This is a genomic window from Cupriavidus sp. PB-02, from assembly GCF_058252315.1.
Window position 1 is genome coordinate 3,906,356 of sequence record NZ_CM177694.1, and the last position, 13,140, is coordinate 3,919,495.

Sequence of the window (13,140 nt, forward strand, 5' to 3'; positions counted from 1 at the left end):
CGTTTCCGCCTGAAGCCGTCAGCTGCGCGGCATCAGCACCCACATGCGGCCGCCCTGCTTCATGCGGCCCGCGGTCTCGCCGGCCGCATCGCCTGCGCCCCAGAAGAAGTCCGCGCGCACCCCGCCCTTGATGGCGCTGCCGGTATCCTGCGCGAACATCAGCCGCTGGATCGGCTCGGTCGACAGCGGGCGCGTGGTCGACAGGAACACTGGCACGCCGAGCGGGATGGTGGCCGGATCGACCGCGATCGAGCGCTCCGCGGTCAGCGGCACGCCCAGCGCGCCCACCGGGCCGTCGTTGTTGGGCGGCAGTTCGCGGAAGAACACGAAGCGCGGGTTGATGTTCAACATCTCCTCGACGCGCCACGGGTTGGCACGCGCCCACGCCTTGATGCCCTGCATGGTGGCCTGCGCCGGGGTGATCTCGCCACGGTCCAGCAGCCACTTGCCGATCGAGCGGAACGGCTGGTCGTTGGTGCCGCCGAAGCCGACCCGCACCATGGTGCCATCGGCCATGCGGATGCGCCCCGAACCCTGGATCTGCAGGAAGGCGGCCTCAACCGGATCGTCCACCCACACCAGCTCATTGCCACGCATGGCCGGGTTCTGCAGCAGTTCGGCGCGGCCGGGCAGCGGGCGGTTGCCGAATTGCGCCGGCTTGCGGTACAGCGGCACCTGGTATCGCCCCTGGCGCGTGCGCGAGCCGTGCAGGATGGGTTCGTAGTAGCCGGTGATCAGGCCGCTGTCGGTGCCGTCGCCATTAACGACGCGGAACGGCTGGAAATTGGACTCAAAATAGGCGCGCATGGCGTCGAGGTCGCCGGCGTCCACCATCATGCCGGCGGCGCAGGCCCGGCTCCACTCGGCGCGCTTCTTCAGCGCCTGGCAGCTGGCCTGCAGCGCGGGCCAGGCGGCGCGCACGTCGTCCTGGGTCCAGCCGCCGATTTCGTTCCAGTTGGCCGCCTGCAGCCTGCCCTTCTGGGAGGAAGCCGTCGGTGGCGGAGTGGTGCCGGCCGGGCCAGTCTCGATACGCGGCGGCGGGCCGCTCATGCAACCGGCCAACAGCGCGGCGGCGCCGGCCAGGGCAAGCCAGGCGCGGGCGGGCGCGCCAAGGCGCGAGGAGGAACCAGGAGAAATCGAAAGGGAATCCGCGTATGCCATCTTGCTTATTGTTCAGTGTCCGCCGCCGTCGCTGCGCGGGCATGGATCGCCGGGCCGATTGCCCTACAATCACCAGTCATCCTTTACTGCCTGCGCCCCGCGGGCCTTAGCCGCATCCGCCATGAGCAAGTTCTTCGAAGCCCATCCCATGCTGCTGTTCGCCCTGGAAGCCGGCGTGGCGCTGTTCCTGCTGATCTTTATCGTGGTCTGGACCATGGGCACGGCCAAGAAGAACCCGCGTCCGACGCGCGCGCCCGACAACCATCCGTCCCGCCAGGCTTCGCAGGCACCCGAAGCGCCGGCGCAGGATCAGGACAGCGCCAAGCGCCAGTAGGTTCCCCGCACTTGCCAGACGCGCCACGCGCTCAATGCAGCATGCGCGGCAGTACCAGGGCGAATTCCGGGATCGGCACCTCGAAGCGATGGCCGTCCTCGGCCACGCAGAAGTAATCACCCTTCATCGAGCCGACCGGCGTCGAGATGGTGGCCCAGCTGGTGTATTCGAAATGCTCGCCCGGCTTGAGCAGCGGCTGGTGGCCGACCACGCCGAGGCCGGCGACTTCCTGCGTGCCGTTGTCGCTGTCGGTGATGATCCAGTGGCGCGAGATCAGCTGCGCCGCCACTTCGCCGATGTTGTGGATGGTGATGGTGTAGGCGAAGGCATGGCGCCCGCGCTCAGGATCTGACTGGTCCGGCAGGTACTGGGTGCGTACCGAGACGGAGAAGGCGTACTCGCTCATCTTGGGCAGGGCCGGCGGCAGGCGGCCGGCAAGGGGAAATGGGTAGCCGCATTGTGCGGGATGGGCGCGGCACGGGCAAGAGCACCCGCAAGAGCACGGGCCCGGCGGGGCAGCGGTAGAATATAGCCCTTTCACAGCCTGGCCGTCCCGGGCAGCGCCCCGGGGCGCACGCCACGGCCCGCCGGACGTGTCCCCTCCGCCGCCAGCCCCAGGCATCGCGGCAGAGGCGCAAACAGCATTCATCCCCATCCTCGCCGCCATCGCCACCATGAGCACGCCCACTTTCCGCATCGCCCCGTCCATCCTGTCCGCCGACTTTGCCCGCCTGGGCGAGGAAGTGCGCCGCGTGACCGAGGCCGGCGCCGACTGGATCCACTTCGACGTGATGGACAACCATTACGTGCCCAACCTGACCGTGGGTCCGCTGGTGTGCGAGGCGATCCGCCCGCACGTGACCGCGCCGATCGACGTGCATCTGATGGTGCGCCCGGTGGACCGGATCATCCCGGACTTTGCCAAGGCAGGCGCCAATATCATCACCTTCCACCCGGAAGCCAGCGAGCACGTCGACCGCTCGCTCGCGCTGATCCGCGACAACGGCTGCCAGGCCGGCCTGGTGTTCAACCCGGCCACGCCGCTGCACCACCTGGATCACGTGATGGACCGCCTGGACGTAATCCTGCTGATGTCGGTCAACCCGGGCTTCGGCGGCCAGTCTTTTATCCCCGAGACCCTCAACAAGCTGCGCGCCGTGCGCCAGCGCATCGATGAATACAAGGCCCGCACCGGCCGCACCATCCTGCTGGAAGTGGACGGCGGCGTGAAGGTCGACAACATCGTCGAGATCGCCGCGGCCGGCGCGGATACCTTCGTGGCGGGCTCGGCCGTGTTCGGCAAGCCGGACGCGGACGGCGGCTACCGCGGCATCCTCTCGGCGCTGCGCGGCGAGCTGGCGAAGGTCGGTCCGCAGGTCGCCCAATGACCGCGGGCGTGGTCCTGCGCCGCACCGACTGGCGCGGCATCGAAGGCGTGATCGTCGACCTGGACGGCACCATGGTCGACACCGCGGGCGACTTCCACGCGTCGATCAACGCCATGCTGCTGGCGCTGGGCCGCCAGCACCCCAACCTGGGCCCGGTGGCGCCGATGTCCGAGCAGGAAATCATCAGCTACGTCGGCAAGGGCTCCGAGAACCTGATCCGGCGCGTGCTCGACGCGCGCTTCGCGCCGCTGCACGCCAACGGCCTGTTCGCCGATGCCTACGCGCTGTACGACCGCGAGTACATCCGCATCAACGGCCAGTTCTCGCAAGTCTACCCGGGCGTGCGCGAGGGGCTGGCGGCGATGAAGGCCGCCGGTTTGCGGCTGGCCTGCGTGACCAACAAGCCCTACAGCTTCACCGAGCCGCTGCTGGCCAAGACCGGGCTGGCGCCGTATTTCGAGCTGGTGTACGGCGGCGACGCCTTCGCGCTGCGCAAGCCGGACCCGTTCCCGCTGCTCAAGGTGGCGGAGGCATTCCGGCTGGAGCCGACGGCGATGGCGGCGCTGGGCGACTCGGAAAACGACGCCCAGGCGGCCCGCGCGGCCGGCATGGGTGTGCTGCTGGTGCCCTATGGTTACAACCATGGCAACCCTGTACAAGCCGTCGAGGCCGATGGTATAGTCGACTCCATTGCCCTCGCCGCAGAGCTGTTTGCGGCACACCGGGCAGGTCATCGATAACCGTCGATCCAGACCGGAATCCCTGAACATTCAATGTTTCTCAACCGCAAACGCATCTCTTCTGGCAGTGATCGGCAGGCTTGGCCCTGGCGTCGCTGGCGCGCCTCCCAACAGGCGTAAAGTGCGTTCGCGAGTCTGCTGACGAGCCCTCGACCCGAGGGCCTCGGCACACCGGCCCAGCTGCCGGGCATTCCCACCAAAACCCGCCGCAAGCCAGCGTAGCCGCCATATTCGTGTGCTACGTTTAGCTCAAGAACGCGCCGCACGCCCTCTCTCCGGCCGTGTGCAGTCTTGTCCGCAAGCTTCTTGCACCACGGTCCGCCACCGGGGCGGGTATCCCATACGCTCCAGCTTTATCTGCCGACAAGCGGCGCCGCGCCTGACCACCCGACGCGCAGCGCGGGCCGCACAAGAGGACCGACATGACCGAACTGGAATTCAAATCGCTGGCCGACCAGGGCTACAACCGCATCCCGCTGATCACCGAGGCCTTTGCCGACCTGGAAACGCCGCTGTCGCTGTACCTGAAGCTGGCCCAGTCGCAGACCCGCGGCGTCAACACCTTCCTGCTCGAATCGGTGGTGGGCGGCGAGCGTTTCGGACGTTTTTCGTTCATCGGCCTGCATGCCCGCACGCTGCTGCGCGCCTTCGGCAACCGCACCGAGGTGGTGACCGACGGCAAGGTGGTGGAAACCCACGAAGGCAACCCGCTCGATTTCATCGCCGAGTTCGAAAAGCGCTTCAAGGTGGCGCTGCGCCCCGGACTGCCCCGCTTCTGCGGCGGCCTGGCCGGCTACTTCGGCTACGACGCGGTGCGCTATATCGAGAAGAAGCTCGCCGGCACGCAGAAGCCCGATGACCTGAACCTGCCCGATATCCAGTTGCTGCTGTGCGAGGAGCTGGCCGTCATCGACAACCTGTCGGGCAAGCTCTACCTGATCGTCTACGCCGACCCGACCACGCCCGAGGCCTACCCTCGCGCCCGCCAGCGCCTGCGCGAGCTGCGCATGAAGCTGCGCCAGCCGGTGGACGTGCCGGTCACCAGCCCGTCGGTGCAGACCGAGGTCTACCGCGAGTTCGCCAAGGCCGACTACCTGGCCGCGGTGCACAAGGCCAAGGAATACATCATGGCCGGCGACATGATGCAAGTGCAGATCGGCCAGCGCCTGGTCAAACCTTACCGTGATGCGCCGCTGTCGCTGTACCGCGCGCTGCGCTCGCTGAACCCGTCGCCGTACATGTACTTCTACAACTTCGGCGACTTCCAGGTGGTGGGCGCCTCGCCGGAGATCCTGGTGCGCCAGGAGGAACGCAAGGTCGGCACCAATGGGGACACCCGCAGCGAACACATCGTCACCATCCGCCCGCTGGCCGGCACGCGCCCGCGCGGCAATACGCCGGAGAAGGACGCCCAGCTCGCCACCGAGCTGCTGCAGGATCCCAAGGAGATCGCCGAGCACGTGATGCTGATCGACCTGGCGCGCAACGATATCGGCCGCATCGCCGAGACCGGCTCGGTCAAGGTCACCGACAAGATGGTGATCGAGAAATACTCGCACGTGCAGCATATCGTCAGCTCGGTCGAAGGCACGCTGCGCGAAGGGATCAGCAATCTGGACGTGCTGCGCGCGACCTTCCCGGCCGGCACGCTGTCGGGCGCGCCCAAGGTCCATGCGATGGAGATCATCGACGAGCTCGAGCCGCGCAAGCGCGGCATCTACGGCGGCGCGGTGGGCTACCTGTCGTTCGGCGGCGAGATGGACCTGGCGATCGCGATCCGCACCGGCATCATCAAGGACGGCAACCTCTACGTGCAGGCCGCCGCCGGCATCGTCGCCGATTCGGACCCCGAAGCCGAATGGAGGGAAACCGAGGCCAAGGCACGCGCCGTGATCCGTGCCGCCGAGCAGGTCCAGGATGGCCTGGACTCCGACATCTGAGAGAACAGGAGACAGACGCCATGCTGCTGATGATCGACAACTACGATTCGTTCACCTACAACCTGGTCCAATACTTTGGCGAACTGGGCGTGGAAGTACGCACCTACCGCAACGACGAGATCACCGTCGAGGAGATCGAGGCGCTCAAGCCCGACCACATCTGCGTCTCGCCCGGCCCATGCAGCCCGAAGGAAGCCGGCATCTCGGTGGCGACGCTGCAGCACTTTGCCGGCAAGATCCCGCTGCTGGGCGTATGCCTGGGCCACCAGGCCATCGCCGAGGCCTTCGGCGGCAAGGTGATCCGCGCCAAGCACGTCATGCACGGCAAGGTCAGCACCATCGAGACCACGCAGCAAGGCGTGTTCGCCGGGCTGCCCAAGCACTTCGACGTGACGCGCTATCATTCCCTGGCGATCGAGCGCGAGACCCTGCCCGATTGCCTGGAGATCACCGCCTGGACCCCGGACGGCGAGATCATGGGCGTGCGCCACAAGACGCTCGCCGTGGAAGGCGTGCAGTTCCATCCCGAGTCGATCCTGTCCGAGCACGGCCATGCAATGCTGGCCAACTTCGTCAAGGCGCCGCGATGAGACTGCTCGATTCCGCACCCGCCAGCACGCATCACGCCCCGCAGACTTCCGATATTGAGAACGCCATGTCCATCACGCCGCAAGAAGCCCTGACGCGCTGCATCGAACACCGCGAGATCTTCCATGACGAGATGCTGCACCTGATGCGGCAGATCATGCAGGCGCAGATCTCGCCGGTGATGGCCGCCGCGATCCTGACCGGCCTGCGCGTAAAGAAGGAAACCATCGGCGAGATCTCCGCCGCCGCGCAGGTGATGCGCGAGTTCGCCAACAAGGTCCCAGTCAAGGACCGCGACAACTTCGTCGATATCGTCGGCACCGGCGGCGACGGCTCGCACACCTTCAATATCTCGACGGCGTCGATGTTCGTCGCGGCCGCCGCCGGCGCGAAGATCGCCAAGCACGGCAACCGTGGCGTCAGTTCCAAGTCGGGCAGCGCCGACGTGCTGGAGGCGCTGGGCGTGAATATCATGCTCACACCCGAGCAGGTCGGGCAGTGCATCGAAGAAACGGGCATCGGCTTCATGTTCGCGCCCACGCACCACCCGGCGATGAAGAATGTCGCGCCGATCCGCAAGGAAATGGGCGTGCGCACCATCTTCAATATCCTGGGCCCGCTGACCAACCCGGCCGACGCGCCCAACATCCTGATGGGCGTCTTCCACCCTGACCTGGTCGGCATCCAGGTGCGCGTGATGCAGCGCCTGGGCGCGAAGCACGCCATCGTGGTCTACGGTAAGGATGGGATGGACGAGGTCTCGCTCGGCGCCGCCACCTTGGTAGGCGAGCTCAAGGACGGCGAAGTGCGCGAGTACGAAATCCACCCCGAGGACTTCGGCCTGCAGATGATCTCCAACCGCGGCCTGAAGGTGGCCGATGCGGCCGAATCGAAGGAAATGCTGCTGGAGGCGCTGTCCAACGTGCCGGGCACGCCGCGCGAGATCGTTTCGCTGAACGCGGGCACGGCGCTGTATGCCGCCAACGTGGCCGACTCGGTCGAGGACGGCATCCGCCGCGCGCGTGAAGCCATTGCCAGCGGCGCGGCGCGTGAGAAGCTCGACAGGTTCGTTCGCGCCACGCAGCAATTCAAGGCCTGATCCACATTTTTCTGGCGGAAAGCCATATGTCCGACATCCTGCAAAAAATCCTGGCCGTGAAGGCCGACGAAGTGTCCGCCGCGCGCAAGAAGCGCGAACTGCCCAGCCTGCGCGCCGAGGCCGAGAGCCTGCGCAGCGAGGCCGGCCTGGCGCCGCGCGGCTTTGAGCGCGCGCTGCGCGAGAGGATCGCCGCCGGCCACGCCGGCGTGATCGCCGAGGTCAAGAAGGCATCGCCGTCAAAGGGTGTGCTGCGCGAGAACTTCGTGCCAGAGGCGATCGCCGAAAGCTACGCCGGCCACGGCGCCGCCTGCCTGTCTGTGCTGACTGACGTGAACTTCTTCCAGGGCCATGCGGACTACCTGAAGCGCGCCCGCGGCGCCTGCCCATTGCCTGCCCTGCGCAAGGACTTCATGGTCGACCTGTACCAGGTGTATGAAGCACGCACCTGGGGCGCCGACTGCATCCTGCTGATCGTGGCCGCACTGGACCCGGGCCTGATGGCCGACCTGGAAGCCTGCGCGCTTGAGCTCGGCATGGATGTGCTGGTGGAAGTGCATGGTGACGATGAGCTCGATGCCGCCCTGCGCCTGAAGACCCCGCTGCTGGGTGTGAACAACCGCAACCTGCGCACCTTTGAGGTGTCACTGGACAACACGCTGGACCTGTTGCCGCATATGCCGGCTGACAAGCTGGTGGTGACGGAATCGGGCATCCTCGGCCAGGCGGACGTAAAGCGCATGCGCGATGCCAACGTGCATGCGTTCCTGGTAGGTGAGGCGTTCATGCGGGCGCCGGATCCGGGGGTGGAGCTGGCGCGGTTGTTTGCCTGAGCGATGGCCCAGGAAATTGAACTCAAGCTGGCCGTCCCCGACGCCGCCCTCGCCCCGCTGGCCGCCTGGCTCGACGCCAACGGCACGCCACAGGGCGAAGCCACCCTGCTCAACGTCTACCTCGATACGCCGGAACGCGACCTGGCGCAGGCGCGCGCCGCGCTGCGGCTGCGCCGCAAGGGCTCGCAGTGGCTGCAGACGCTGAAGACCGCCGGCAGCAGCCAGGCAGGCCTGGCCACGCGCCATGAATGGGAAACCGAGATCGCTGGCGAAGCCATCGAACTGGAGCGCTTCCCCGCCGAAGCGCAGGCCGTACTGGCACCGCTGATCGGCCGGCTGGCCCCCGTGTTCCGCACCGACTTCGTCCGCCGCACCTGGCTGGTCAGCCAGGACGGCGCACGCATCGAGGCAGCACTCGACACCGGCACAATCACCGCACCGGCCAGTGCCGCGCAGGAACGCATCCAGGAACTCGAACTGGAATGGCTCGACGGCGACGCCACCCAGGCGGCCGGCGCCCTGCGCGCCTTTGCCGCACGGCTGGCCGGCATTGCAACGCTGGCGCCGTCCGATCTCAGCAAGGCCGCACGCGGCTACCACCTGGCAGGCATCGTCGAAGGCAAGGCGTCATAATCGCGTTTTTCCTCGCCCCGCTTTCCCAACGCATGCAAGCCGATCTCTTCGCCACCGACACCCACGCCCCCGGCGAGCCCGCGCCGACCGCCAGCCTGCAGGCCCAGGCCGACGCCCTGCCCGCCGCCTGGCGCGCGCTGCTCGATCCGTGCATCCAGGTGCCGGCGTGGCTGGAGCTGGCCGCCTTTGTCGATGGCGAGCGCGCCGCCGGCAAGCCGGTGTTCCCGCACCACGTCTTCCATGCGCTGCACCTGACGCCGCCCGACGCGGTCAAGGTGGTGATCCTGGGCCAGGACCCGTACCACGGCACCGGCTCGGTCGGCGGCGTGGAGATGCCGCAGGCGCACGGGCTGGCGTTCTCGGTGCCGGAGGGCATCAAGGTGCCGCCCAGCCTGCGCAATATCTTCAAGGAAATCGCCGCCGAGTTCGGCGCGGACGGCAACGGCCCGCCGCGCACCTCCGGCAACCTGGAAGGCTGGGCGCGCCAGGGTGTGCTGCTGCTCAACACCGTGCTGACGGTCGAGCAAGGCCAGGCGGCGAGCCACGCCCGGCGCGGCTGGGAGGCGGTCACCGACTGCCTGATCCAGCATCTGGCAGCCAGCCGCCCGAACCTGGTGTTCATGCTGTGGGGCAGCCACGCGCAGGCCAAGAAGCCGCTGCTGGGCGACGGCCATTGCGTGCTGGAAGCGCCGCACCCGTCGCCGCTGTCGGCGCACCGCGGCTTCCTCGGCTGCGGCCACTTCCGCGAAGCCAACCGCTGGCTGGAGGCGCACGGCCGCGCGCCGGTCGAATGGACCGTCGCCTGAGCGCGACTCCCCAGGCTAAATTGTCGGCCGGAACTCGAAGCCGGCAAACTCCCCTTCCCCAGGCCCGACCTCGACGAGCGTCACGCGCGCCTCCGGCGGGCCCGTTTCCATCCACGCTTGCATCGCTTCGAGCTGTTTGACCGTGCCGTGCGCCATCACCTCTACCGTGCCGTCGACCCGGTTGCGCACCCAGCCACCCAGGCCGAGCTCGTCCGCCGCGTCGGCACAGGCGGCGCGGTAGCCCACGCCCTGCACGCGCCCATGCGCGACCATGCGCCAGGTTGCTTTCTTCATGGCCTTTCCCTTTGAGCGCACGCCGGCGGCGTACGCGAAGTGTCATCCACACCAAGTAAACTAGACCGCCATGCCGGGCGTTACCAAGGGATGCGCGCCGCCCGGCGTGAAGCCGGCGGCATGCGGGCTTTGCCATCGTCCGCCGGGCCGCGAACCGGAGCCGGGCCACAAGCCCTGGCCTCAAGCCGAGAAAGCCCGAGAAGCGCCCATGATGCCACCCACCGACCGCCGCGCGGCCCAGCCCGCCCCCGGCTACGACAGCCAGCTGCTGCGCGCGCCGCCGAACCGCTTCGACCTGGCGCTGCTGCCGATCATCCTGGCCGTGATCGTGATGATCGCGTTCGCCGCGCAGCAGATGAGCGCGCCGTTCCAGCCCGACCAGCAGTTGGCGGTGCACCTGGAGGTCGCCTACCTGCCCTATTACCTGATGCGCACCAGCATCCGCATGCTCGCGGCGCTGGCGGCGTCGCTGCTGTTCTCGCTGGCATTTGCCGCGCTGGCGTCGAAGAGCCGCACCGCCGAAAAGGTGCTGGTGCCGGCACTGGATATCCTGCAGTCGATCCCGGTACTGGGCTTCCTGTCGATCACCGTGACCGGCTTTATCGCGCTCTTCCCCGGCAGCCTGGCCGGCGTGGAATGCGCGGCGATCTTTGCGATCTTCACCTCGCAGGCCTGGAACATGGCGTTCAGCCTGTACCAGTCGTTCCGCACCATCCCGGGCGATTTGCTCGAAGCCGCGGCCATGTTCCGCTTGTCGCCGTGGCAGCGCTTCTGGCGGCTGGAAGTGCCGTTCGCCATGCCGGGCCTGCTGTGGAACATGATGATGTCGATGTCCGGCGGCTGGTTCTTCGTGGTGGCGTCCGAGGCGATCTCGGTGTCGGGCCACGATATCCGCCTGCCCGGCATCGGCTCCTACATCGCGCTGGCGATCCAGCAGCAAAACCTGGCCGCGATCGGCTGGGCGATCCTGGCCATGCTGGTCGGCATCCTGCTGTATGACCAGCTGCTGTTCCGCCCGCTGGTGGCATGGGCCGACCGCTTCCGCTTCGAGACGCTGGCGCAGGACAAGCTGCCGCAGTCATGGCTGCTGGACCTGCTGCGCCGCTCGGCGTGGGTCGGCGCGCTGCTGGCGCAGATGGCAGCGCTGGCCGCGCGCACCCTCGCCTGGGGCGGCCGCCGCCGTTCGCGTGGCGCGGTGCAGCCTGCCAACGCGAGCCGCGCGCAGTGGCTCGCCCGCGTGCGCGATGCCGTGATCGTGCTGGTGGCTCTCGCCGCGCTGCTGCGCGTGGGGTACTTTGTCCATAGCGAGGTGGGCTGGGCCGAGGTCGGGCATGTGCTGTGGCTCGGCACGCTGACCATGGTGCGCGTGGTCGTGCTGATCGCGCTGGCCGCGCTGGTGTGGGTACCGATCGGCATCCGCATCGGCCTGAACCCGGACCTGGCCCGCATCGCCCAGCCGGTGGTGCAGTTCCTGGCGGCCTTCCCGGCCAACCTGATGTTCCCGCTGGCGGTGATGCTGATCGCACGCTTCGGGCTCAATCCGGAAATCTGGCTGAGCCCGCTGCTGATCTTCGGCACGCAGTGGTACATCCTGTTCAACGTGGTCGCGGGCGCCTGCGGCATCCCGACGGAACTCAAGCTCGCGGCGCGCAACTTCGGACTGCGCGGCTGGCTGCTGTGGAAGCGCTTCCTGATCCCGGCCGTGTTCCCCAGCCTGCTGACCGGGCTGGTCACCGCTGCCGGCGGCTCGTGGAATGCGAGCATCGTGTCCGAGTATGTAACCTGGGGCGACCGCACCATCGTCGCCACGGGACTCGGCAGCTATATCGCCGAGACCACCGCGCGCGGCGACTTCCCGCGCATCGCGCTGGGCATCGGCGTGATGGCGCTGTTCGTGGTCGGCTTCAACCGGCTGCTGTGGAATCGCCTGTATCAACTCGCGCAAGAGCGCACCCGCTTTTAAGGCTCCAATGGCCGAGAACTTCAACCCAACTGCCGCCGCCCCTGCCGTGATCGAACTGCACGGCGTCGGCAAGATCTTCCGCACCGCCAGCCAGAGCGACCGCGCGGTGCTCGAAGGCGTCGACCTGACGCTGCGCGAGGGCGAGATCGTCGCCATGCTGGGCAAGTCCGGCTCGGGGAAGTCCACGCTGTTGCGCATCATGGCCGGTCTGGTCGGTGCCGATCGCGGCGAGGTGCGCTTTCGCGGCGAGCGTCTGGCCGGCACCGCCGAAGGCATCGCCATGGTGTTCCAGTCGTTCGCGCTGTTCCCGTGGCTGACGGTGCAGCAGAACGTGGAGCTGGGGCTCGAGGCGCAGGGCGTGCCCAGGGCCGAGCGCGAGCGCCGTGCCGAAGCCGCGATCGACATGATCGGGCTGGCCGGCTTCAACAGCGCACTGCCGCGCGAGCTGTCTGGCGGCATGCGCCAGCGGGTGGGCATTGCGCGCGCGCTGGTGACCGAGCCGGACCTGCTGCTGATGGACGAGGCCTTCTCCGCGCTGGACGTGCTGACCGGCGAGACCCTGCGCGACGAGATGCTCGAGCTGTGGGAAAGCGGCCGCGCCAATATCCGCAGCATCCTGATCGTCTCGCACAACATCGAAGAGGCGGTGATGATGGCTGACCGCATCGTCATCCTGTCGAGCGACCCGGGCCGCATCCGCGCCGAGGTGCCGGTATCCTTGCCGCGCCCGCGCAACCGCGACAGCGCGCAGGTGCGCGCGCTGGTCGACGAGATCTACGCGCTGATGACCGCCCCCGCTGCCGAAGCCCGCCTGCCGGCGCAAGCGCCTGCGCGCCAGATCGGCTACCGCCTGCCCGACGCCGACATCAGCCAGATGGAAGCCATCCTCGACCTGCTGTGCGAGGCGCCCTTCGACGGCCGCGCCGACCTGCCGCACCTGGCCGACGAAGCCGGCCTGACCGACGACGAACTGCTGCCCGCCTGCGAAGCGCTGCAGCTGGTGCGGCTGGTGTCGATCGAGCGCGGCGACATCACCGCCACCGAGGCGGGCCGCGCTTACTACGCAGCCGAGCCTCAGCAACGCAAGGCAATGTTCGGCAAGCAGTTGCTGGGCAACGTGGCGCTGACCGCGCATATCCGCCGCGAACTGGAAGCGAGCGAGGCGGGCGAGATCGGCGAGGAACAGGTGCTGCGCGAGCTGGAGCAGTTCCTCAAGCCCGCAGAAGCCGAGCGCGTGCTGAGCGTGGCGATCGGCTGGGGCCGCTACGGCGAAATCTACGAGTACCGCTACAACAGCGGCATGCTGACGCTGCCCGAGGACGAGATGCCAGAAGCGCAGGCAAACGGCGGTTGAGCCGCGCCGG

Annotated in this window: 14 protein-coding genes; 11 read left to right on the forward strand and 3 right to left on the reverse strand. The window is 67.9% G+C overall.

Translation table 11 applies throughout. From position 1 onward, the window contains the following. Positions 1 to 18 precede the first annotated feature (18 nt). On the reverse strand, positions 19 to 1,161 hold the full coding sequence (gene mltA / locus AC10V3_RS18315; protein ID WP_022536717.1) for a murein transglycosylase A: 1,143 nt from the start codon (positions 1,159 to 1,161) through the stop codon (positions 19 to 21). Between the two features lie 121 nt (positions 1,162 to 1,282). On the opposite strand from mltA, the gene AC10V3_RS18320 reads away from it, so the two are divergent. Continuing rightward, the gene (locus AC10V3_RS18320) at positions 1,283 to 1,495 is read left to right on the forward strand and encodes a hypothetical protein (RefSeq protein WP_022536718.1); all 213 of its coding nucleotides are present in this window, start codon (positions 1,283 to 1,285) and stop codon (positions 1,493 to 1,495) included. A gap of 31 nt (positions 1,496 to 1,526) precedes the next feature. Here AC10V3_RS18320 and apaG read toward each other — a convergent pair whose 3' ends face one another. Beyond that, a complete protein-coding gene (gene apaG, locus AC10V3_RS18325; RefSeq protein WP_022536719.1) occupies positions 1,527 to 1,901 on the reverse strand; it encodes a Co2+/Mg2+ efflux protein ApaG in 375 nt (124 codons plus the stop codon). A gap of 268 nt (positions 1,902 to 2,169) precedes the next feature. Here apaG and rpe point away from each other — a divergent pair, with 268 nt between their 5' ends. The 8 genes from rpe to AC10V3_RS18365 all read left to right on the forward strand — a co-directional run bounded on the left by rpe (position 2,170) and on the right by AC10V3_RS18365 (position 9,519). Then, on the forward strand, positions 2,170 to 2,883 hold the full coding sequence (gene rpe / locus AC10V3_RS18330) for a ribulose-phosphate 3-epimerase (RefSeq protein WP_022536720.1): 714 nt from the start codon (positions 2,170 to 2,172) through the stop codon (positions 2,881 to 2,883). Next, positions 2,880 to 3,623 carry a phosphoglycolate phosphatase gene (gene gph, locus AC10V3_RS18335; RefSeq protein ID WP_022536721.1) on the forward strand — a complete coding sequence of 248 codons (744 nt, stop codon included), beginning with the start codon at positions 2,880 to 2,882 and terminating at the stop codon, positions 3,621 to 3,623. The genes rpe and gph overlap by 4 nt, the downstream gene beginning before the upstream one ends. A 422-nt stretch (positions 3,624 to 4,045) precedes the next feature. Beyond that, positions 4,046 to 5,563 carry an anthranilate synthase component I gene (gene trpE / locus AC10V3_RS18340; RefSeq protein WP_022536722.1) on the forward strand — a complete coding sequence of 506 codons (1,518 nt, stop codon included), beginning with the start codon at positions 4,046 to 4,048 and terminating at the stop codon, positions 5,561 to 5,563. A 20-nt stretch (positions 5,564 to 5,583) separates the two neighbouring features. After that, positions 5,584 to 6,153 carry an aminodeoxychorismate/anthranilate synthase component II gene (locus AC10V3_RS18345; RefSeq protein ID WP_022536723.1) on the forward strand — a complete coding sequence of 190 codons (570 nt, stop codon included), beginning with the start codon at positions 5,584 to 5,586 and terminating at the stop codon, positions 6,151 to 6,153. A 65-nt stretch (positions 6,154 to 6,218) separates the two neighbouring features. Then, a complete protein-coding gene (trpD, locus tag AC10V3_RS18350; RefSeq protein WP_041681159.1) occupies positions 6,219 to 7,250 on the forward strand; it encodes an anthranilate phosphoribosyltransferase in 1,032 nt (343 codons plus the stop codon). A 26-nt stretch (positions 7,251 to 7,276) separates the two neighbouring features. Then, positions 7,277 to 8,080, forward strand: a complete 804-nt coding sequence (gene trpC, locus AC10V3_RS18355; RefSeq protein WP_022536725.1) for an indole-3-glycerol phosphate synthase TrpC — start codon at positions 7,277 to 7,279, stop codon at positions 8,078 to 8,080. Between the two features lie 3 nt (positions 8,081 to 8,083). After that, positions 8,084 to 8,713 (forward strand): CYTH domain-containing protein, encoded by a 630-nt coding sequence (locus tag AC10V3_RS18360; RefSeq protein WP_349605158.1) that lies wholly within the window; start codon positions 8,084 to 8,086, stop codon positions 8,711 to 8,713. 32 nt (positions 8,714 to 8,745) lie between these two features. Next, positions 8,746 to 9,519 (forward strand): uracil-DNA glycosylase, encoded by a 774-nt coding sequence (locus tag AC10V3_RS18365; RefSeq protein ID WP_022536727.1) that lies wholly within the window; start codon positions 8,746 to 8,748, stop codon positions 9,517 to 9,519. 15 nt (positions 9,520 to 9,534) lie between these two features. Here AC10V3_RS18365 and AC10V3_RS18370 read toward each other — a convergent pair whose 3' ends face one another. Then, positions 9,535 to 9,813: an acylphosphatase gene (locus AC10V3_RS18370; protein ID WP_022536728.1), complete on the reverse strand. Its 279-nt coding sequence runs from the start codon at positions 9,811 to 9,813 to the stop codon at positions 9,535 to 9,537. 208 nt (positions 9,814 to 10,021) lie between these two features. On the opposite strand from AC10V3_RS18370, the gene AC10V3_RS18375 reads away from it, so the two are divergent. Together AC10V3_RS18375 and AC10V3_RS18380 are read left to right on the forward strand one after the other, a co-directional pair. After that, complete coding sequence (locus AC10V3_RS18375; protein WP_022536729.1) at positions 10,022 to 11,776, forward strand: ABC transporter permease; 1,755 nt, start codon at positions 10,022 to 10,024, stop codon at positions 11,774 to 11,776. Positions 11,777 to 11,783: 7 nt separating this feature from the next. After that, complete coding sequence (locus AC10V3_RS18380) at positions 11,784 to 13,130, forward strand: ABC transporter ATP-binding protein (protein WP_022536730.1); 1,347 nt, start codon at positions 11,784 to 11,786, stop codon at positions 13,128 to 13,130. Positions 13,131 to 13,140 lie beyond the last annotated feature (10 nt).